Source organism: Rubrivivax benzoatilyticus JA2 = ATCC BAA-35, assembly GCF_000190375.1.
Lineage (GTDB): Bacteria > Pseudomonadota > Gammaproteobacteria > Burkholderiales > Burkholderiaceae_C > Rubrivivax > Rubrivivax benzoatilyticus.
The window spans coordinates 1-18,942 of the sequence record NZ_AEWG01000144.1 but is presented as its reverse complement, the minus strand read 5'-3'; the positions used below and the strand labels follow the sequence as shown (position 1 = coordinate 18,942).

Sequence of the window (18,942 nt, the reverse complement as noted above, 5' to 3'; positions counted from 1 at the left end):
GAGCCCGGCGGGGGATCAGCGGAACAGGCCCAGGCGCTGCGCTTCCAGCGCCGCCTCGGCGCGCGAGCTCACGTTGAGCTTGCGGTAGATCTGCTTGACGTAGTCGGCGATCGTGTGGCGCGACAGGCCCAGCTGCACGCCGATCTCGGGCAGCGTGTAGCCCTTGGCCACGCGCAGCAGCACCTCGCTCTCGCGGTCGGTCAGCTGCACGTGCGGCAGCAGCGAGGTCTGCGGCTTCGCCTTCTGCGTGAAGTGGGCCATCATGCGCCGCGCGATCGACGGCGACAGCGGCGGTTCGCCCTGGCTGATGCGCTGCAGCTGCTCGACGATCAGCTCGCGCGGCTGCTCCTTCAGGATGTAGCCGAAGGCGCCGGCCTGCAGCGCCGGGAACAGGTGCTCGTCGTCGTCGTGGATCGTGACGACGACCGACTGCGCGTCGGGCTGCACGTCGCGCAGCTTGGTGACGACGTCGACGCCGCTGCCGTCGGGCAGGCCGAGGTCGATCAGCGCCAGCTCGAACTTGACGGCCGCGGCCAGCGAGATCGCGTCCTGGACGCGGGCACTCTCCGAGATCTGCGCGGACGGAAACACCTGGAGCACCAGCTTGCGCATCCAGGCGCGGATTTCGGGGAGGTCTTCGAGCAGCAGGACGTTCTTCATGGGGCTGGGGCTCGTGGGGGCCGAAAACTGATCCTAACAGCAGCCGGTGCCGCGGCGCCGCACTAGGCGGCGCCCTCCAGCGCCCGGTCCAGCGGGATCGTGAGCCGTATCACGGTCCCGCGGCCGGGAGCGGATTCCACCAGGCACTGCCCCTGCAGCTGCTTGGCGCGGTTCTTCATCGTCGCCATGCCGTGGCCGCGGTCCAGCCGGCCGTCGTTCTCGATCTTGATGCCGTCGCCGTCGTCCTGGACAACGACCTTGAAGTCGCCGTCGGCCACGGTGCAGGTCACCGAGGCGTGCGAGCCGCCGCTGTGCTTGATGATGTTGCTCGTCGCCTCGCGCAGGATGCGCGTGGTCTGCACGAAGGCGCGTGCCGACAGCATCTGCGTCAGGTCCTCGGGGGCGTCCCACTCGGCCTGGATGCCGGCCTGCGCGAGCCGGTTGACGACCTCGGCGCGCCAGTCGCCGAGCGCGTCGGCCAGGCGCACCGCACGGCCGGTGAGGCCGCGCACCGACAGCCGCATCTCCTCCAGCGCCTCGCGCGCCAGCGTCGAGATGCGCTGGTCGTCGCTGGTGTGCACGATGGTCAGCAGCTTGGCGCCCAGGTCGTCGTGCAGGTCGGCGGCGATGCGCTTGCGTTCGCGCTCGGTGATCTGCTCGACGCGCAGCTCGGCGAGCTGGCGGAAGTTGCGCTCGATCTCGGCAGTGGCCTCGCGCACGCGCTCCTCCAGGTGGGCGCGGCCGAGTTCGGCCTCCTGCAGCGCACGCCCGTGCTGCTGCACCAGGCGCAGGCCGACGACGACGAACATCAGCGGCGCCACCAGCCGCGCGGCCTGCGCCGGCAGCGGGCTGCCGCCGATCTGCTGCGAGACGAACTCCACCAGCGCGGCCAGCGCCAGCGTGCCCAGCGTCGCCGCCATCACCCACGACGAGCGCGAGTGCGCGCGCCATTGCGCGCGCAGGTAGAGCAGGGCCGCGGCGCCCACCTGCAGGCCGAGCAGCAGCGACCACAGCATCGTCAGCGTGTGCAGATGCGCCGCGCCGGCGAGCACCAGCGAGGCCGGCATCGCCACGCACTGCAGCGGCAGCAGGCGGTCGGCGAGGCGGCTGCGGTGCCGGGCGTAGCGCAGCAGGAACTGCACCGCCGCCAGCGTGATGAAGGCCAGCAGCGAGGACAGCAGGAACTCCGCCACCGCCGGGTCCACCGGCACCGTGCGCAGCCACAGCCGGGCCTCCAGCGCCGACCACAGCACCGACAGTGCGCCGAAGTAGGCCAGGTGCGACTCGCGCCGGTTGATCGTGCCGAGCACGAACATGAAGCTGCCCATCAGCAGCAGCGTCGCCGACAGCGCCTGCGGCAGCGCCACGGCGAAGGTGTGCTGGCGCGCCTGGCGGTGCAGCAGCAGCGACTGCGGCCCCAGCTCCAGCGCCGACAGCCCGCCGGCGCGCCAGCGTGAGCCCACGCGCGCCAGCGGCTGGCCGGTGACCTTGATGTCCAGCGTGTTCAGCTCCGGCGCGATCAGCGCCGAGGGCAGCGTCACCAGCTGCGGCTGGCCGCAGTTGTTGGTCGCCGGCTCGCGCATGCGCCCGCCGCTGAAGACGAGCTGGCCGTTGAGGTGGACCTCGAGGTTGGTGCAGGCGCGTTCGATGTACAGCGCGCTCAGCTCGTCGTCGCCGGGCCGCTGCAGCGCGCGGAAGCCGACGCGGTACCAGACCGGCCCGGCCTCGTTGGGGCGCGTGCGCGACCAGTCGTCGGGCAGCGTGACCGGGCGCGCGTCGGCGTCGCCGGGGAATCCTGGCGTGTCGCCGGGGGCCACCAGCGCCGAGGTGATGCGCAGCGTCTGCGCCGCCGCCGGCAGCGCCGCCAGCGCGAACATCAGCAGGAGCAGCAGCGACGACAGGCGGCGGAGCAGGGCGGCGGGCGACGACATGTCGACCGATTCTGAGGCATGCCGCCGGCCCGGCGGCGCTGCGACAATGGCGCTTCCTGCCGTCCCCCCGCATCCTCGCCGCTTGATCCGCCGCCACACGCTCGCCCCGGCCGACCACCGTCGGCTCGCCCATCTCTGCGGCCCGCTCGACGCGCATCTGCGCGCCATCGAGGCCGGCCTCGGCGTGACGCTCGCGCGCCGCGACGACAGCTTCCGCATCGACGGCGCACGCGCCGCGGTCGAACGCGCCGTCGCGCTGCTCGACCGGCTGTACGCGCTGGCCGAAGCGCCGATCGGCGAACGCCGGCTGCAGCTCGCGCTGGCCGAAGCCGGCGCGATGCCGCCGCCCGCGCCCGGCACGCCGGCTGACGGCGGCGCCGAGCGCATCGTGCTGCACACGCGCCATGCCGACCTCGTCGGCCGCACGCCCAACCAGGTGCAGTACCTGCGCCAGATCCTGTCGCACGACATCACCTTCGGCATCGGCCCGGCCGGCACCGGCAAGACCTTTCTCGCCGTGGCCTGCGCCGTCGACGCGCTCGAGCGCCACGGCGTGCAGCGCATCGTGCTGACGCGCCCGGCCGTCGAGGCCGGCGAGCGCCTGGGTTTCCTGCCCGGCGACCTGGCGCAGAAGGTCGACCCCTACCTGCGCCCGCTGTACGACGCGCTCTACGACCTGATGGGTTTCGACCGCGTCACCAAGGCCTTCGAGCGCGGCCAGATCGAGATCGCGCCGCTGGCCTTCATGCGCGGGCGCACGCTCAACCACGCGTTCGTGATCCTCGACGAGGCCCAGAACACGACGCGCGAGCAGATGAAGATGTTCCTCACGCGCATCGGCTTCGGCAGCAAGTGCGTCGTCACCGGCGACGTCAGCCAGGTCGACCTGCCCAAGGGCATGGCCAGCGGCCTGGTCGAGGCGCGGCACATCCTCAAGCGCGTGCCGGGCATCGCGTTCACCGATTTCACCGCCGCCGACGTCGTGCGCCACCCGCTGGTGGCGCGCATCGTCGAGGCCTACGACGCCGCCCGGGAGCCGCGTGAAGCCTGAACTCCAACTGTCGCTGCAGTTCGCCGACGCCCGCCACCGCGGCGCGCTGGCGCGCCACCGCGTCGCGCGCTTCGTGCGCACGGCGCTCGAATCCAACGGCCGCATCGCGGTGCGCATCGTCGACGAGGACGAGGGCCGCACGCTCAACCGCGATTACCGCGGCAAGGACTACGCGACCAACGTGCTGACCTTCGACTACGAGCACGAGCCCGAGGTCGTCGCCGACCTGGTCCTCTGTGCGCCGGTCGTCGAGCGCGAAGCCGCCGAGCAGGGCGTCACGCTGGAGGCGCACTACGCCCACCTGCTGGTGCACGGCACGCTGCACGCCCAGGGCTGGGACCACGAGGACGACGGCGAGGCCGAGGCGATGGAAGCGCGCGAGACCGAGCTGCTCGCGGCGCTGGGTTTCGCCGACCCCTACGCGCGCGGCTGATCAGCCGGCCTTCGGCCGCATCAGCACCGAGGCGATCGCCGCGACGATCAGCAGCATCGCCGCGAAGTCCTGCCAGTGCAGCGTCTCGCCGAGCACCAGCGCGCCGGAGAAGGTGCCCAGCACCGGGATCATCATCACGCTGATCGAGCTGGCCACCGGCGGCAGCGTGCGCGCCAGGTAGAACCAGGCCGCCTGCGCGAAGCAGAACACGCCGACGGCGTTGTAGGCGATGGCCCAGGCCACCGGCGCCGACGGCAGGGTCCAGCTGTGCGACTCGAAGGCCAGTGCCAGCACGCTCATCACGGCGGTCGTCACGACCGTCATCCAGAACGCCACCGCGAGCAGCGGCACCGGGATCGTGCTGCGCCGCAGGCGATGCGTGCCGTAGGCCCAGGTCGCCGCGGCCAGCAGCATCGCCGCGGCCGCCCAGGGCGCGCCGGCCAGGCGGCCGGCCTCGTGCGCCAGCAGCAGCACGACACCCAGCCCGGCGGCGGCGACGCCGGCGAGCTGGCGCCAGCCCAGCCGGTCGCCGAACAGCCAGCGGCCCCACAGCGCCGCGAACACCGGCATCGAGTAGCCGAGGATCGCCGCGCGCCCCGAGCTCAGCGACGGGATCGCGAGGATCACGACGACGTGCCAGACCAGCATGTTGGACACCGTCAGCCGCAGCAGCTCGCCCCAGTGCTCGCGCGGCAGCGCCAGCGGCACGCGCAGCGCCAGCAGCGCCAGGCCGAACAGCGGCAGCCCGGCGAGCATCGACACGGCGCGGAAGGACAACGGCGGGAAGCCGCTGACGCCGAGTTTCATCACCGGCCAGTTCAGGCCCCAGATCAGGGTCAGCAGCAGCAGGACCGCCAGCTGGCGGCGTGTCGGGCGGCTCATCGGAGAACGGGATTCAGCGGCGCTGTTCGCCGAGGTAGCGCTTGCGCCAGAAGAACACCGCCAGCCCGACGCCGACGGCCAGCATCAGCCAGATCGCGACCCAGATGCCGTTGCTCGAGTGCACCAGCGGCAGCATGTCGAAGTTCATGCCGAAGAAGCCGGTGATCAGGTTCAGCGGCAGGAAGACGGCGGTCAGCACCGTCAGCGTGCGCATGATGTCGTTGGTGCGGTGCGCCACCGCCGAGAAGTGCATCTGCACCGCGGTCTCGGCCGAGTGCTCGAGCCGGCGCACGTGCGAGAGCACACGTTCGACGTGTTCGAGCACGTCGCGCGAGCGCACGCGCAGCAGCTCGCGCTCGCGCTGGGCCGCGGCTTCGGCGGGTTCGGGCCATTCGTCGAGCGCGTCGACCCACTCCTGCACCGCGCTGCGCTGGTCCTCGCAGGTGTCCTCCAGCGTGTGCAGCGCGGTGCGCGACTGCAGCAGCACGCTCCAGTCGCCGAAGCGGCTCTTCGGGTCGAGCAGGCGCTGCTGCAGGTAGCCGAGCTGGCGCGTCAGCAGCCGGCGCAGGTCGAGGTAGCTGTCGACCATGTGGTTGACCATGCGCAGCATCAGGTCCGCCGGGCTGGCCGGCAGGCGCGTGCCGGCGCCGGCCAGGCGCGTGGCGAAGTGCTCGCGCACGGCGCAGTCGGTCGGGTGCACGGTGATCAGCACGCGGTCGAAGACGGCGAAGCCGACCGGGCTGGTGTCGATCGCACGCAGCGCGCGTTCGGCGCTGGCCATCGTGCCGTGTTCGTCGTCGACGAACAGGTCCTCGCTGCCGGCGGCGGCGGCCAGCCGCCGGAAGACCAGCAGGTCGTACCAGGAGGTGTAGTCGTAGTGGCTCGGCAGCTGGTGGTTCAGCAGGTCCGAGACGTGCAGGTCGACCAGCGCCCCGAGGCCCCAGCGCTGCAGCGCCGCCTGGAGATCGGCCTGGCCGAGCTCGAAGACGCGGCGTGCGCTGCCGATCCAGAGGAAGCCCTCGGCCGGCAGCGCCTGCGGCAGCGCGTCGAGTTCGCGGAAGCCCGGCGCGCCGACGTGGAAGACCCGCATGCGGGCGGGATCAGCGCTGGCGCAGCAGCCGCGCGGCGTCGAGCGCGAAGTAGGTCAGGATGCCGTCGGCGCCGGCACGCTTGAAGGCGAGCAGCGCTTCCATCATCACGGCGTCGTGGTCCAGCCAGCCGTTGGCGGCGGCGGCCTTGATCATCGCGTACTCGCCGCTGACCTGATAGGCGAAGGTCGGCATGCCGAACTCGTCCTTCACGCGGCGCACGATGTCCAGATACGGCAGGCCGGGCTTGACCATCACCATGTCGGCGCCTTCGGCGATGTCCAGCGCCACTTCGCGCAGGGCCTCGTCGGAGTTGCCCGGGTCCATCTGGTAGACCTTCTTGTCGCTCTTGCCCAGCGTGCCGCGCGTGCCGACGGCGTCGCGGAACGGGCCGTAGAAGGCGCTCGCGTACTTGGCGCTGTAGGCCATGATGCGCGTGTGGATGTGGCCGCCGGCTTCCAGCGCGTTGCGGATCGCGCCGATGCGCCCGTCCATCATGTCGCTGGGCGCGACGATGTCGACGCCGGCCGCGGCGTGCGTCAGCGCCTGGGCGGTCAGCACCTCGACGGTGGCGTCGTTGATGATGTAGCCGGTCTCGTCGAGCAGGCCGTCCTGGCCGTGGCTGGTGTACGGGTCCAGCGCGACGTCGGTCATCACGCCGAGCTCGGGGAAGCGCTCCTTCAGCGCGCGCACGGTGCGCGGGATCAGGCCGTCGGGATTGGTCGCTTCGCGGCCGTCGGGCGTCTTCAGCGACGCGTCGATGTTCGGGAACAGCGCCAGCACCGGGATGCCGAGTTCGACGCACTGCTCGGCGACGCCGAACAGCATGTCCTGGCTCATGCGCTGCACGCCGGGCATGCTCGGCACGTCCTGGACCTGACCCGTGCCCTCGAGCACGAACACCGGGTAGATGAAGTCTTCCGGCGCCAGCCGGTTTTCGCGCACGAGGGCGCGGGTGAAGGCATCGCGGCGCAGCCGGCGCGGCCGGCTCGCGGGGAACGGGGGAAGGGTACGCACGAGCTGTCCTGGGGGTTCTGGAGCGTGTCACACGCCTGCGAAGGCCCGACGGATTTCGGTTGGCTCTTCGCCGGTCACTCTGCTAAAGTGACCGATGAATGATAGCCGCACGCGCGGTGGTCATTCCCTGCTTTTCCTCCCTGAGCAGGTGCCTTACCGTGATGACAGCGATAAGGCTTGCTGGCCCCGGCTCCGCGCCGGGGCCTCCTTTTTTCAGCCTCGTGGCGCCCGCCATAATGGCCCGATGAGCTACCTCTGGGTCAAGGCCTTCCACATCATCTTCGTGGCGAGCTGGTTCGCCGGGCTGTTCTACCTGCCGCGTCTGTTCGTCAACCTGGCGATGGTGCCGCCGGACAGCCACGCCGAGCGCGAGCGCCTGCTGCTGATGGCGCGCAAGCTGTACCGCTTCATGATGATCCTGATGGTCCCGGCCTTCGTGCTGGGGCTGCTGCTGTGGCTGCACTTCGGCATCGGCGCCGGCGCCGGCTGGCTGCACGCCAAGCTGACGCTGGTGGCGGGCATCCTCGTCTACCAGGAGTTCTGCCGCCGCGTGCTGAAGGACTTCGAGAACTCGGCCAACAAGCGTTCGCACAAGTGGTTCCGCGTCTTCAACGAAGTCACGGTGATCCTGTTCGTGGCGATCGTCGTGCTGGTCGTCGTCAAGCCCTTCTAGCGGGCGCTTCGCACGCGTGACGAGCGACCGTCACCGCAGCTCGGCCACGCCGCTGGCGGCGGCGTTCGCGGCGCTGATCGTCTACGCCAGCCTGTTCCCGTTCGAGGGCTGGCGTTGGCCGCCGGGGCAGGAGCTGACGGCGCTTCTGGCGCTGCCCTGGCCGCGCTGGGTGACGCCGTTCGACGACTGGTCCAACTTCGTCGGCTACGTGCCGCTGGGCGCGCTGCTGCTGATCGCCGCACGGCGCAGCGGTTGGGCGCCGCTGCCGTCGCTGGCGCTGGGCCTGGTGCTGCCTGCGGCGCTGTCCTACGGCGCGGAGGTCACGCAGCAGTTCCTGCCGACGCGCCACCCGTCGCTGAAGGACTTCGCGCTCAATTCGGCCGGCGGCGCCGTCGGCGCGCTGGCCGGTGCGGCGCTGCATGCCGCCGGGCTGATCGACCGCTGGCACGGGCTGCGCCAGCGCTGGTTCGTGCCGCGCAGCGCGGGGGCGCTGGCGTTGCTGGCGCTGTGGCCGCTGGGGCTGCTGTTCCCGGCGCCGGTGCCGCTGGGCCTGGGCCAGTTCGGCGAACGCCTGCGCGGCTATGCGCTCGACTGGCTCGACGAAGTGCCCTGGGCCGACCCGGTCTACGAGATGCTGGCCGCGGTGCCGACGCCCGGCGAGCGCCTGTGGCCGCCGGCCGAAGGCGCGGTCACGGCGCTGGGCCTGCTGGCGCCCTGTCTGGTGGCCTACTCGGTCGTCGCGCCGGGCTGGCGGCGCGTGGTGCTGGCCGCCGGCGCGCTGGCGCTGGCTGCGGCGACGATGACGCTGTCGACGTTGCTGAACTTCGGCCCGCAACATGCACTGGCCTGGCTGACGCCGATGGTGGGCCCGGCCTTGCTGGCCGCGGCCGGCGGCGCGCTGCTGCTCGCGCCGGTGGGGCGCCGCGTCGCCTGCGGCCTGGGGCTGGTGGTGCTCACGGTGCTGGTGACGCTGGTCGCGCAGGCGCCTGCCGACCCGTATTTCGCCGACAGCCTGCAGAGCTGGGAGCAGGGGCGTTTCGTGCGTTTCCACGGGCTGGCGCAGTGGATCGGCTGGCTCTGGCCGTATGCCGCGGGCGGCTGGCTGCTGGGTCGTCTGGCCAGCCGCGACTGAGGCCCCGCGCGCCGGCCGTGCCGGGGGCGGTGCCTACAATCCCGCCATGAGCTATTTCCGGCATCACATCTTCTTCTGCCTCAACGAGCGGCCCGCCGGAGAGTCGAGCTGCGCCCGCCATGGCGCGCAGGAGGCGTTCGATCACTGCAAGGCGCGTGTCAAGGCCGAAGGCCTGGCCGGCGCCGGCGGCGTGCGCGTCAACAAGGCCGGCTGCCTGGACCGCTGCGCCGGCGGCCCGGTGGCCGTGGTCTACCCCGAAGGCACCTGGTACACCTACGTCGACCGCGAGGACATCGACGAGATCGTCGAGTCGCACCTGAAAAACGGGCGGCCCGTCGAGCGCCTGATGCTGCCCCCCGACGTCGGCCGATGAACTCGGCCACCGAGCGCCGGGCGATCCCCGGCCCGGCCGGCGCGCTGGACGTCGCGATCGACGCTCCCGCAGCCGGCCTGCGCGGCGTGGCCGTGCTCTGCCACCCGCATCCGCTGCACGGCGGCACGATGGACAACAAGGTCGTGCAGACGCTGGCGCGGGCGTTCGTCCAGCTGGGCTATCGCGCGGTGCGCTTCAACTTCCGAGGCGTCGGCGGCTCCGGCGGTGAATGGGATGCCGGCGTCGGCGAGCTCGACGACGCGCTGGCCGTCGCCACCGCCTTCCGTGACCCGTCGCTGCCGCTGGCCGTCGGCGGCTTCTCCTTCGGCGGCGCGATCGCCACGCAGCTGGCTGCGCGCCTGGCCGACGCCGGCACGCCGGTCGAGCGCCAGGTGCTGGTCGCGCCGGCGGTGCGGAACTTTCGCGCCGCGCCGGTGCCTCAGGACAGCGTCGTGATCCACGGCGAGGCCGACGAGGTCGTGCCGCTGGCGGCGGTGCTCGACTGGGCGCGTCCCCAGTCGTTGCCGCTGACGGTGGTGCCTGGCGCCGGCCACTTCTTCCACGGGCAGCTCACGCTGCTCAAGCAGATCGTCGTCGGTGCCTGGCACCGCTGACCCACCCCATTCCTTCCCGATGAAACGACTCCTGTCCCTGGCGCTGGCCTTCTTCGTGGCTGGCGCCCACGCCCAGGCCCCGGTGCCGCCCGAGGTCGCCGCGCGCCAGTACATCCTGATCGACGTCAGCGCCAACCAGGTGCTCGCCGAACGCGACGCCGACACGCCGGCCGACCCGGCCTCGCTGACCAAGCTGATGAGCGCCTACCTGGTGTTCAACGCCGTGCGCGACGGCAAGCTGGCGCTGGACCAGCGCGTGCCGGTGTCCACCCGCGCCTGGGACGAGCGCAAGTACGGCGGCTCGCTGATGTTCATCGACACCCGGATGCAGCCGCGCGTCGACGAACTGCTGCGCGGCATGATCGTGCAGAGCGGCAACGACGCGACGGTCGCGCTGGCCGAGGCGGTCGGCGGCACGGTCGAGAACTTCGTCGCGATGATGAACAAGCAGGCCCAGGCCTGGGGGCTGAAGAACACCCAGTTCCGCAACCCCTCGGGGCTGACCGAGGCCGGCCACAAGACGACGCCGCGTGAGATCGCCTACATCGCCACGCGCATCATCCAGGACCACCCGCAGTTCTATCCGATCTACTCGGAGCGGGCCTTCGCGTTCAACAACATCCGCCAGGACAACCGCAACCTGCTGCTGGGCCGCGACCCGAGCGTCGACGGCATGAAGACCGGCTACACCGAAGCCGCCGGCTACTGCCTCGTGGCCAGCGCCCAGCGCGACATGCCCAACGGCAAGCGCCGGCTGCTGTCGGTGGTGATGGGCACGGCCTCGATGCAGGCCCGCGCCAACGAGAGCCAGAAGCTGCTGAACTGGGGCTACGCCGCCTGGGACGCGATCCGGCTGTTCGACGCCGGCAAGGCGGTGGCCACGGTGCCGGTCTGGAAGGGCAACAAGTCCGAAGCCCGCCTGGGCGCGCCGGGCGCGATCTTCGTCGCCGTGCCGCGCGGCGAAGGCGACAAGCTGAAGACCTCGATCCAGCGCACCGACCCGCTGGTCGCGCCGCTGCAGCAGGGCCAGCGCGTCGGCACGCTGAAGGTGACGACCGCCGGCGGCACGCCGGTGGCCGAGATCCCGCTGCAGGTGCTCGAGCCGGTGGGCCTGGCCGGCATCTTCGGCCGCGCCTGGGATGCCGTGCGGCTCTGGATCAAGTAATCTGGGGCCTTCACGCGGCGTCCACACCGAGACCGTCATGGCGATCGCCCTGCCCGACACGCTCTGCTACCTGAACGGCCACTACACCCCGCTCGCCGAGGCGAAGATCCCGGTCCTGGACCGCGGCTTCATCTTCGGCGACGGGATCTACGAGGTCGTGCCGGTCTACGGCCGGCGGCTGTTCCGCTTCGACGAGCACCTGGCGCGGCTGGAGCGCAGCCTGGCGAAGATCCGCATCCCGAACCCGCACACGCGCGACGAGTGGCTGGAGCGCTGCCGCTGCCTGGTGCAGACGCTGGCCGAGACGCGCGGCGTCGATGACCAGGTGGTCTACATCCAGGTCACGCGCGGCGTCGCCCCGCGTGACCACGTGATGCCCGACGGCCTGGAGCCGACGGTCTTCATGATGGTCAACCCGCTGAAGCACGCGACGGCCGAGCAGCGCCACCACGGCGTGGCCTGCATCACCGCGCGCGACTTCCGCTGGGAGCGCGGCGACATCAAGAGCACCAGCCTGCTGGGCAACGTGCTCGCGCGCCAGATGTCGGCCGACCACGGCGCCGTCGAGACCATCATGCTGCGCGACGGTTTCCTCACCGAGGCCTCGGCGAGCAACGTCTGGATCGTCCAGGAAGGCGCGCTGATCGGCGCGCCCAAGAGCGAGTACGTGCTCGAGGGCATCCGCTTCGAGCTGCTGCGCGAGCTGTGCGAGGACTGCGACATCCCCTACAGCCTGCGACCGGTGTCCGAGGCCGAGCTGCTGTCGGCCGACGAGGTGCTGCTGAGCTCGGCCACCAAGGAAGTGCTGCCGGTCACGCGCCTGGACGGCGTGCCGGTCGGCCACGGCGCGCTGCGCGGCAAGCCGGGCCCGGTCTACGCCCGCCTGTACGAGGCTTACCAGCAGGCCAAGCGCCTGCAGTCGATCTGAAGTCAAGATGGCCGACATCCCGCCCGAACAAAGCCTCATCGAGTACCCGAGCGCCTTCCCGATCAAGGTGATGGGCGCGCACGTCGAGGGCTTCGAGGAAGCCATCGTCGCGGTGGCGCTGCGTTTCGACCCCGAGTTCGACCGCCAGCGCGTCGAGCGCCGCCCGAGCAAGGGCGGCAACTACATGGGGCTGACGATCACCGTCACGGCGACGAGCCGCGAGCAGCTCGACGAGCTCTACCGCACGCTGAGCACGCACCCGATGGTCAAGGTCGTGCTCTGACGGCGATGCGGCTGCTGCTGCAGGGCCGGCGCGACTACGCCGAGACCGAGGCCGCGATGCGCGGCTTCACCGAGGTGCGCACGGCCGGCACCGAAGACGAGATCTGGCTCGTCGAGCACCCTCCGGTCTTCACGCAGGGCATCGCCGGGCGCGAGGCCCACGTGCTGGCGGCCGGCGAGATCCCGGTCGTGCGCACCAACCGTGGCGGCCAGGTGACGTACCACGGCCCCGGCCAGGTCGTCGCCTACCCGCTCGTCGACCTGCGGCGTGCCGGCTACTTCGTCAAGGAATACGTCTTCCGCCTCGAGGAGGCGGTGCTCGACGTGCTCGGTGCCGTCGGCGTCACCGGCCACCGCGTGCGCGGCGCGCCGGGCATCTACGTGCGCCTGGACGACCCCTTCGGTCACGCCCGCCTGGTGCCTCGCGACGACGATCCGTTCGCCGGCCTGGGCAAGATCGCCGCGCTCGGCATCAAGGTCAGCGGCCACTGCACGTACCACGGCGCGGCGCTGAACGTCGCGATGGACCTGCAGCCCTTCGAGCGCATCGACCCCTGCGGCTACAAGGGGCTGAAGACGGTGGACCTGCGCTCGCTGGGCATCGAGGTCGGCTGGGAGGACGCGGCGCGCGCCTTCGGCCAGGCGCTGGCGCGGCGGCTCGCGCCGGCCTGAGCCCGGCGCCGACCCTGACGGCCGGGCGGCGAAAGGCCGCGGCGGATAATCTTCGGGCTCCCACGCCCGCCCGCTCCGCGCCATGACCGATCCCCAGACCCCGGCCTACGACCCGACCGCCAAGCAGAAGTCGCAGGCCAAGACCTCGCGCATCCCGATCAAGGTGGTGCCGGCCGAGGTGCTGAAGAAGCCGGAGTGGATCCGCGTGAAGGCCGGCTCGGCGTCCTCGCGCTTCTACGAGATCAAGAACGTGCTGCGCGAGCAGAAGCTGCACACGGTCTGCGAGGAAGCCTCGTGCCCGAACATCGGCGAGTGCTTCGGCAAGGGCACGGCGACCTTCATGATCATGGGCGACAAGTGCACGCGGCGCTGCCCGTTCTGCGACGTCGGCCACGGCCGCCCGGACCCGCTGGACGCCGAGGAGCCGAAGAAGCTGGCCCAGACCGTCGCCGCGCTGAAGCTGAAGTACGTCGTCGTCACCAGCGTCGACCGCGACGACCTGCGCGACGGCGGCGCCCAGCACTTCGTCGACTGCATCACCGCGATCCGCGAGGCGTCGCCGGCGACGCGCATCGAGGTCCTGGTGCCCGACTTCCGCGGCCGCCTGGACAAGGCGCTGGCGATCCTGAAGACCGCGCCGCCGGACGTCATGAACCACAACCTGGAGACCGTGCCGCGTCTGTACAAGGAAGCGCGGCCGGGCGCCGACTACGCCTTCAGCCTGAACCTGCTCAAGCGCTTCAAGGAAGAAGTGCCGGCCGTGCCGACGAAGAGCGGGCTGATGGTCGGCCTGGGCGAGACCGACGAGGAGATCCTCGAGGTGATGCGCGACATGCGCGCCCACGGCATCGAGATGCTGACCATCGGCCAGTACCTCGCGCCCAGCGGCCACCACCTGCCGGTGCGTCGCTACGTGCACCCGGACACCTTCAAGATGTTCGAGCGCGAGGCCGCGGCGATGGGCTTCAGCCACGCCGCCGTCGGCGCGATGGTGCGCTCGAGCTACCACGCCGACCAGCAGGCGCACGCGGCGGGCGTCACCGAAGGCTGATCGGTTGCCAGCGTGCGCGCCCGCGCGCACGATCGCGTCTCCCGTCTTGATGGAGTTGCGATGGATCGCAGGCAATTCGCGTGGACCTTGGCCGCCGCGTCGAGCGTCTGGCCGCTCGCCGGCCGCGCCGCCGCGCTGACCGAGACCGATGCCGCCGCCGGCGTGCGTGCGGCGCTGGAACGTGGCGCCGTCGCCGCCGTCGGCTTGCTGGGGCGCACCGACGGCTTTCTCGGCAACCCGAAGGTGCGCATTCCGCTGCCGGGCGCACTGGAGGATGCCGCCGGGCTGCTGCGCGCCACCGGCCAGGGCAAACGCGTCGACGAGCTGGTGACGGCGATGAACCGTGCCGCCGAGGCGGCGGTGCCCGAGGCGCGCACGCTGCTCGTCAGCGCCGCCAAGTCGATCAGCGTCGAGGACGCGCTGGACATCGTGCGCGGCGGCGACACCTCGGTGACCGACTTCTTCGCACGCAAGACGCGCGAGCCGCTGGGCGTGAAGTTCCTGCCCATCGTCACCAAGGCGACCGAGAAGGTGAAGCTGGCGAACCGCTACAACGCGGTCGCCGGCAAGGCCTCGCGTTTCGGCCTGATCCGGCAGGAGGACGCCAACGTCCAGCAGTACGTCACCGCCAAGGCGCTAGACGGCCTGTACCTGATGATCGGCGAGGAGGAGAAGAAGATCCGCGCCGACCCGGTCGGTACCGGCAGCGCGATCCTGCGCAAGGTCTTCTCGCTCTAGCCGGCCGCGTCAGACCACGCCGCGGGCGTGCAGGTCGGCGATCTCGGCCTCGGTCAGGCCGATCTCGCGCAGCACCTCGTCGGTGTGTTCGCCGAGCAGCGGCGGCGCGCGGCGCAGCGTCGGCGGTGTCGCCGACAGCTTCATCGGGCTGGCGACGAGATCGATCGTGCCGAGCAGCGGGTGCTCCGCCTGCGTCACCATGCCGCGCGCACGCACCTGCTCGTCGGCGAAGACCTCGCCGAGGTCGTTGATCGGGCCGCAGGGCACGCCGGCGGCGTCGAGGGCGGCCAGCCAGTCGGCACGCGGGCGGGCGTGCAGCAGTGGCTCCAGCAGCGGGATCAAGGTCTGGCGGTTGCGCACGCGCGCGGCGTTCGTCGCGAAGCGTTCGTCGGTGGCCAGCTCGGCGCAGCCGGCGATCTCGCAGAAGCGCCTGAACTGGCTGTCGTTGCCCACCGCCAGGATCAGGTGCCCGTCGGCGACCTCGAACACCTGGTAGGGCACGATGTTGGCGTGGGCGTTGCCGACGCGCCGCGGCGGCGTCTTCGTCGCCAGGTAGTTGGCGCCCAGGTTGGCGAGCATCGCGACCTGCGTGTCCAGCAGCGCCATGTCGATCGCCTGGCCTTCGCCGGTGGCGTCGCGGTGACGCAGCGCGGCGAGGATGGCGACCGTCGCGTACATGCCGGTGAACAGATCGGCGACCGCCACGCCGACCTTCTGCGGCCCGGCGCCGGGCAGGCCGTCGCGCTCGCCGGTCACGCTCATCAGCCCGCCCAGGCCCTGGATCGCGTAGTCGTAGCCGGCGCGATCCTGGTACGGCCCGCTCTGGCCGTAGCCGGTGATCGAGCAGTAGACGAGGCGCGGGCGCGTCGCGCGCATCGCCTGGGCGTCCAGGCCGTAACGCGCCATGTCGCCGACCTTGAAGTTCTCGATCATCACGTCGGCGGTGTCGGCCAGCCGGCGCACCAGTGCCTGACCGTCGGGGTGCGCGATGTCGATCGTCACCGAACGTTTGTTGCGGTTGGTGCCGACGAAGTACGCGGCCTCGGCGCTGTCGTGGCCGGCGGCGTCCTTCAGGAACGGCGGGCCCCAGCCGCGTGTGTCGTCGCCGCCGGGGTGGCGTGCCGAGCGCGGGCGTTCCACCTTGACGACGTCGGCACCGAGGTCGGCCAGTGTCTGCGTGCACCAGGGGCCGGCGAGCACGCGCGAGAGATCGAGCACGCGCAGCCCCGCGAGCGCACCCGGTTTCAGCTGATCCATGGCGCCGATTCTGGGCCCGCGCCGTGCGCCCAGGCCCTGATGCGAGTACGGTGCGCAAGACGGAGCGAAAGCTGCCGATAATCCGCGCTCCTGCTGCCATGGCCGCCCTGCTCGTCATCGCCCACGCCCCGCTCGCGTCTTCGCTGCGCGCGGTGGCCGCGCATGTCTACCCGGACTGCGGCCGCGGCCTGGCGGCGCTGGACGTCGAGCCCGGCATGCAACCCGAGCAGGTGGTCGAGCGCGCGCGTGCGCTGCTGGCCGAACTCGGCGCCCAGGAGGCGCTGATCCTGGTCGACGTCTTCGGCGCGACGCCCTGCAACGCGGCGCTCGAACTGGCCGACGGCGTGTCCGCACGAGTCGTCGCCGGGGTCAACGTGCCGATGCTGTGGCGCACCCTGTGCTACGCCCACCTTCCGCTGGATGAACTGGTCGCGCGCGCCGTGGCCGGTGGTACGCAAGGTGTCATGCAGATCGGCGGCGCGCGCCGGCAGAATCAGGCAGTCTCCCCGGGCCCTCATGATCAAGACCCGCATCACCATCAGCAATAAGCTCGGCCTTCACGCCCGCGCCTCGGCCAAGCTGACCAAGCTGGCGGGCACCTTCCGCAGCGAAGTCTTCATGAGCCGCAACGGCCGGCGGGTCAACGCCAAGAGCATCATGGGAGTGATGATGCTGGCCGCCGGAATGGGCACCGAGGTCGAGATCGAGACCGACGGCGAGGACGAGCAGGCCGCGATGGAAGCGCTGCGCGGCCTGATCGACGCCAAGTTCGGCGAAGGCCAGTGACGCGCCGACGGGAGCCGAACGCATGAGCATCCAGGTCTTCGGCACTCCCGTCTCGCGCGGCGTCGCGATCGGCCGCGCGGTGCTGGTGGCTTCCAGCCGCGTCGACGTCGCGCACTATTTCGTCGCGGCCGAACGAGTCGAGCAGGAGATCGGCCGGCTGCGCCAGGCGCGCGACATCGTGTCCGCGGAGCTGACGGCGCTCAAGCGCGACCTGCCGCAGGATGCGCCGGCCGAGCTGTCGGCGCTGCTCGACGTGCACCAGATGCTGCTGCACGACGAGACCATGACCTCGGCGACCCGGCAGTGGATCGTCGAGCGCCACTACAACGCCGAGTGGGCGCTGTCGGCGCAGCTTGAGGTGCTCGCTCGCCAGTTCGACGAGATGGACGACGAGTACCTGCGTGAACGCAAGGCCGACGTCGAGCAGCTGGCCGAGAGGCTGTTGCGCTGCCTTGCCCGCAGCAAGCCGGGCCACAGTCCCTCTGCGGAGCCGGACGTGATGCGCATGCGCGACTTCGGCGGCGAGGACCCGCTGGTGCTGGTCGCCAACGACGTCGCACCGGCCGACATGATCCAGTTCAAGCGCAGCGTCTTCACCGGCTTCGTCACCGACGTCGGCGGGCGCACCTCGCACACGGCCATCGTCGCGCGCAGCCTGGACATCCCGGCCGTCGTCGGTGCGCGCGAAGCGAGCCGCCTGATCCGGCAGGACGACTGGCTGGTCATCGACGGCGACGCCGGTGTCGTCATCGTCAACCCGTCGCCGATCGTGCTGGAGGAGTACCGCTTCCGCCAGCGCCAGAGCGAACTCGAGCGCGCTCGCCTGAACCGCCTGCGCCACACGCCGGCGGTGACGCTGGACGGGCAGCCGGTCGAACTGCTGGCCAATATCGAGATGCCGGGCGATTCGGCCGGGGCGCTGGAGGCCGGTGCGGTCGGCGTCGGCCTGTTCCGCAGCGAGTTTCTGTTCATGAACCGCGGTGGCGACCTGCCCGGCGAAGACGAGCAGTTCCAGGCCTACCGCGACGCGGTGGTGTCGATGCAGGGGCTGCCGGTGACGATCCGCACCGTCGACATCGGCGCCGACAAGCCGCTGGATCGCATGAGCCTGCAGGAGCTGCGACACGAGCATGCGCTGAACCCGGCGCTGGGCCTGCGCGCGATCCGCTGGAGTCTGGCCGAGCCGGACATGTTCCGCCAGCAGCTGCGCGCCATCCTGCGCGCGAGTGCCTTCGGCAAGGTGCGCATCCTGGTGCCGATGGTCGCGCATGTCGGCGAGATCCGGATGACGCTGGAGGCGCTCGAGCGTGCCCGGCAGCAACTCGACGACGCAGGCTGTGCTCACGGCGAAGTCGAGATCGGCGCGATGATCGAGGTGCCTGCTGCGGCGCTGATGATCGGCCGCTTCCTCGATCACTTCGACTTCGTCTCGATCGGCACCAACGACCTGATCCAGTACACGCTGGCGATCGACCGGTCCGATGATGCCGTCTCCCATCTCTTCGATCCCTGGCATCCTGCGGTGTTGCGCCTGATCGCGGACACCATTGCCAAGGCCAACGCTCGAGGCAAGGGTGTCAGTGTCTGCGGCGAGATGGCCGGCGACGCGGCGTTCACCGACTTGCTGCTGGCCATGGGGCTGCGCAGCTTCTCCATGCACCCGGCGCGCATCGCGTCGATCAAGCAGCGAGTGCTGCGTGCCGACACCCGCCGCCTGGCCGCGGCGGTCGAGGCGGTGCTGAGCGCCGAGGATCCGGCGCTGGAGGCGGCGCGCCTGTTCTCGGGCGGGCTCGCCCACTGACAAGGCCGGCAGCGGGCGGAGCTTCCGGCACTCGTCCGGATCGGCCGGTCCCTGGGTGCGCGGGCTGAGGTGTGCCGGTGTGCGGGCAGGCAGCAGCGAGGTGGTCGACGGTGTCCTGCAAACTTTTTTCGTTGAACCGCTTGCAATCGGTTTTGGAGCCGTGCTACAGTCACAGGCTCCGCTGATCGACGGTGGTGCTTCGAAAGAAGCGGTGCCGGAGAAACTCTGAAAAGAGTTTCAGCGAAAAGCGGAAAAGCCGAGTGCTTGACAGGGTTTAAAAAGAATGTCAGAATCTCGGTCTTCGCTGAACAAACAGCGACGCTGCGAAAGCAGCGAAGTTCTTTAACAACATACAGCCGATAAGCGTGGGCGTTTGAAGGCGAGTGCCAAGAAGTCGCAAGACTTCAA

At 70.9% G+C, this 18,942-nt stretch carries 21 protein-coding genes; 15 read left to right on the top strand and 6 right to left on the bottom strand.

All coding sequences use genetic code 11. The annotated features are described in order from the left end of the window. Positions 1–15: 15 nt before the first annotated feature. Together embR and embS are read right to left on the bottom strand one after the other, a co-directional pair. Entirely contained in the window at positions 16–660 is a 645-nt protein-coding gene (gene embR, locus RBXJA2T_RS16050) for a response regulator transcription factor EmbR (protein WP_009858466.1), read from the bottom strand. Positions 661–722: 62 nt separating this feature from the next. Further along, positions 723–2,591: a sensor histidine kinase EmbS gene (gene embS / locus RBXJA2T_RS16045; protein ID WP_009858465.1), complete on the bottom strand. Its 1,869-nt coding sequence runs from the start codon at positions 2,589–2,591 to the stop codon at positions 723–725. 82 nt (positions 2,592–2,673) lie between these two features. Between embS and RBXJA2T_RS16040 the strand changes: the two genes are divergently transcribed. Together RBXJA2T_RS16040 and ybeY are read left to right on the top strand one after the other, a co-directional pair. Next, positions 2,674–3,642 carry a PhoH family protein gene (locus tag RBXJA2T_RS16040; protein WP_009858464.1) on the top strand — a complete coding sequence of 323 codons (969 nt, stop codon included), beginning with the start codon at positions 2,674–2,676 and terminating at the stop codon, positions 3,640–3,642. Then, positions 3,632–4,075 (top strand): rRNA maturation RNase YbeY, encoded by a 444-nt coding sequence (gene ybeY / locus RBXJA2T_RS16035; RefSeq protein ID WP_009858463.1) that lies wholly within the window; start codon positions 3,632–3,634, stop codon positions 4,073–4,075. Before RBXJA2T_RS16040 ends, ybeY begins: the two co-directional genes overlap by 11 nt. On the opposite strand, the gene RBXJA2T_RS16030 is transcribed toward ybeY, so the two are convergent. From RBXJA2T_RS16030 to hemB, 3 genes are read right to left on the bottom strand one after another with little or no spacing between them, the layout of a single operon-like run. Next, entirely contained in the window at positions 4,076–4,957 is an 882-nt protein-coding gene (locus RBXJA2T_RS16030) for a DMT family transporter (RefSeq protein ID WP_009858462.1), read from the bottom strand. A gap of 13 nt (positions 4,958–4,970) precedes the next feature. Beyond that, positions 4,971–6,047 carry a magnesium transporter CorA family protein gene (locus RBXJA2T_RS16025; RefSeq protein WP_009858461.1) on the bottom strand — a complete coding sequence of 359 codons (1,077 nt, stop codon included), beginning with the start codon at positions 6,045–6,047 and terminating at the stop codon, positions 4,971–4,973. Between the two features lie 10 nt (positions 6,048–6,057). Beyond that, positions 6,058–7,062, bottom strand: a complete 1,005-nt coding sequence (gene hemB / locus RBXJA2T_RS16020; protein ID WP_029718861.1) for a porphobilinogen synthase — start codon at positions 7,060–7,062, stop codon at positions 6,058–6,060. 244 nt (positions 7,063–7,306) lie between these two features. Between hemB and RBXJA2T_RS16015 the strand changes: the two genes are divergently transcribed. The 10 genes from RBXJA2T_RS16015 (at position 7,307) to RBXJA2T_RS15970 (ending at position 14,690) form a co-directional block, all read left to right on the top strand. Then, complete coding sequence (locus RBXJA2T_RS16015) at positions 7,307–7,735, top strand: CopD family protein (protein WP_009858459.1); 429 nt, start codon at positions 7,307–7,309, stop codon at positions 7,733–7,735. Positions 7,736–7,751: 16 nt separating this feature from the next. Beyond that, positions 7,752–8,867 carry a VanZ family protein gene (locus tag RBXJA2T_RS16010; protein WP_009858458.1) on the top strand — a complete coding sequence of 372 codons (1,116 nt, stop codon included), beginning with the start codon at positions 7,752–7,754 and terminating at the stop codon, positions 8,865–8,867. A gap of 46 nt (positions 8,868–8,913) precedes the next feature. Continuing rightward, the gene (locus tag RBXJA2T_RS16005) at positions 8,914–9,240 is read left to right on the top strand and encodes a (2Fe-2S) ferredoxin domain-containing protein (RefSeq protein ID WP_009858457.1); all 327 of its coding nucleotides are present in this window, start codon (positions 8,914–8,916) and stop codon (positions 9,238–9,240) included. Continuing rightward, entirely contained in the window at positions 9,237–9,854 is a 618-nt protein-coding gene (locus RBXJA2T_RS16000; RefSeq protein WP_009858456.1) for an alpha/beta hydrolase, read from the top strand. Before RBXJA2T_RS16005 ends, RBXJA2T_RS16000 begins: the two co-directional genes overlap by 4 nt. A 19-nt stretch (positions 9,855–9,873) precedes the next feature. Next, positions 9,874–11,019, top strand: a complete 1,146-nt coding sequence (locus RBXJA2T_RS15995) for a D-alanyl-D-alanine carboxypeptidase family protein (RefSeq protein WP_009858455.1) — start codon at positions 9,874–9,876, stop codon at positions 11,017–11,019. Between the two features lie 37 nt (positions 11,020–11,056). Next, on the top strand, positions 11,057–11,947 hold the full coding sequence (locus tag RBXJA2T_RS15990; RefSeq protein WP_009858454.1) for a D-amino acid aminotransferase: 891 nt from the start codon (positions 11,057–11,059) through the stop codon (positions 11,945–11,947). Between the two features lie 7 nt (positions 11,948–11,954). Then, entirely contained in the window at positions 11,955–12,230 is a 276-nt protein-coding gene (locus tag RBXJA2T_RS15985; RefSeq protein WP_009858453.1) for a DUF493 family protein, read from the top strand. Between the two features lie 5 nt (positions 12,231–12,235). Next, positions 12,236–12,901 carry a lipoyl(octanoyl) transferase LipB gene (gene lipB, locus RBXJA2T_RS15980; RefSeq protein ID WP_009858452.1) on the top strand — a complete coding sequence of 222 codons (666 nt, stop codon included), beginning with the start codon at positions 12,236–12,238 and terminating at the stop codon, positions 12,899–12,901. 82 nt (positions 12,902–12,983) lie between these two features. Next, positions 12,984–13,952, top strand: a complete 969-nt coding sequence (gene lipA / locus RBXJA2T_RS15975) for a lipoyl synthase (protein WP_009858451.1) — start codon at positions 12,984–12,986, stop codon at positions 13,950–13,952. Between the two features lie 60 nt (positions 13,953–14,012). After that, on the top strand, positions 14,013–14,690 hold the full coding sequence (locus RBXJA2T_RS15970; protein WP_029718862.1) for a DUF4197 domain-containing protein: 678 nt from the start codon (positions 14,013–14,015) through the stop codon (positions 14,688–14,690). A 9-nt stretch (positions 14,691–14,699) separates the two neighbouring features. On the opposite strand, the gene RBXJA2T_RS15965 is transcribed toward RBXJA2T_RS15970, so the two are convergent. Further along, positions 14,700–15,947 (bottom strand): CaiB/BaiF CoA transferase family protein, encoded by a 1,248-nt coding sequence (locus RBXJA2T_RS15965; protein ID WP_009858449.1) that lies wholly within the window; start codon positions 15,945–15,947, stop codon positions 14,700–14,702. Positions 15,948–16,045: 98 nt separating this feature from the next. Between RBXJA2T_RS15965 and RBXJA2T_RS15960 the strand changes: the two genes are divergently transcribed. The 3 genes from RBXJA2T_RS15960 to ptsP are packed head-to-tail and all read left to right on the top strand — an operon-like array spanning position 16,046 to position 18,534. Then, positions 16,046–16,495 carry a PTS sugar transporter subunit IIA gene (locus RBXJA2T_RS15960; protein ID WP_009858448.1) on the top strand — a complete coding sequence of 150 codons (450 nt, stop codon included), beginning with the start codon at positions 16,046–16,048 and terminating at the stop codon, positions 16,493–16,495. Beyond that, positions 16,464–16,733: an HPr family phosphocarrier protein gene (locus tag RBXJA2T_RS15955; RefSeq protein WP_009858447.1), complete on the top strand. Its 270-nt coding sequence runs from the start codon at positions 16,464–16,466 to the stop codon at positions 16,731–16,733. The genes RBXJA2T_RS15960 and RBXJA2T_RS15955 overlap by 32 nt, the downstream gene beginning before the upstream one ends. 22 nt (positions 16,734–16,755) lie before the next feature. Next, positions 16,756–18,534, top strand: a complete 1,779-nt coding sequence (gene ptsP / locus RBXJA2T_RS15950) for a phosphoenolpyruvate--protein phosphotransferase (RefSeq protein ID WP_009858446.1) — start codon at positions 16,756–16,758, stop codon at positions 18,532–18,534. Positions 18,535–18,942 lie beyond the last annotated feature (408 nt).

Bases quoted from the DNA above. Each gene is read 5' to 3' on its own strand.
- embR (WP_009858466.1), bottom strand. From the start codon at position 660: ATGAAGAACGTCCTGCTGCTCGAAGACCTCCCCGAAATCCGCGCCTGG.
- embS (WP_009858465.1), bottom strand. From the start codon at position 2,591: ATGTCGTCGCCCGCCGCCCTGCTCCGCCGCCTGTCGTCGCTGCTGCTC.
- RBXJA2T_RS16030 (WP_009858462.1), bottom strand. From the start codon at position 4,957: ATGAGCCGCCCGACACGCCGCCAGCTGGCGGTCCTGCTGCTGCTGACC.
- RBXJA2T_RS16025 (WP_009858461.1), bottom strand. From the start codon at position 6,047: ATGCGGGTCTTCCACGTCGGCGCGCCGGGCTTCCGCGAACTCGACGCG.
- RBXJA2T_RS16015 (WP_009858459.1), top strand. From the start codon at position 7,307: ATGAGCTACCTCTGGGTCAAGGCCTTCCACATCATCTTCGTGGCGAGC.
- RBXJA2T_RS16005 (WP_009858457.1), top strand. From the start codon at position 8,914: ATGAGCTATTTCCGGCATCACATCTTCTTCTGCCTCAACGAGCGGCCC.
- RBXJA2T_RS16000 (WP_009858456.1), top strand. From the start codon at position 9,237: ATGAACTCGGCCACCGAGCGCCGGGCGATCCCCGGCCCGGCCGGCGCG.
- RBXJA2T_RS15995 (WP_009858455.1), top strand. From the start codon at position 9,874: ATGAAACGACTCCTGTCCCTGGCGCTGGCCTTCTTCGTGGCTGGCGCC.
- RBXJA2T_RS15990 (WP_009858454.1), top strand. From the start codon at position 11,057: ATGGCGATCGCCCTGCCCGACACGCTCTGCTACCTGAACGGCCACTAC.
- RBXJA2T_RS15985 (WP_009858453.1), top strand. From the start codon at position 11,955: ATGGCCGACATCCCGCCCGAACAAAGCCTCATCGAGTACCCGAGCGCC.
- lipB (WP_009858452.1), top strand. From the start codon at position 12,236: ATGCGGCTGCTGCTGCAGGGCCGGCGCGACTACGCCGAGACCGAGGCC.
- lipA (WP_009858451.1), top strand. From the start codon at position 12,984: ATGACCGATCCCCAGACCCCGGCCTACGACCCGACCGCCAAGCAGAAG.
- RBXJA2T_RS15970 (WP_029718862.1), top strand. From the start codon at position 14,013: ATGGATCGCAGGCAATTCGCGTGGACCTTGGCCGCCGCGTCGAGCGTC.
- RBXJA2T_RS15965 (WP_009858449.1), bottom strand. From the start codon at position 15,947: ATGGATCAGCTGAAACCGGGTGCGCTCGCGGGGCTGCGCGTGCTCGAT.
- RBXJA2T_RS15960 (WP_009858448.1), top strand. From the start codon at position 16,046: ATGGCCGCCCTGCTCGTCATCGCCCACGCCCCGCTCGCGTCTTCGCTG.
- RBXJA2T_RS15955 (WP_009858447.1), top strand. From the start codon at position 16,464: ATGATCAAGACCCGCATCACCATCAGCAATAAGCTCGGCCTTCACGCC.
- ptsP (WP_009858446.1), top strand. From the start codon at position 16,756: ATGAGCATCCAGGTCTTCGGCACTCCCGTCTCGCGCGGCGTCGCGATC.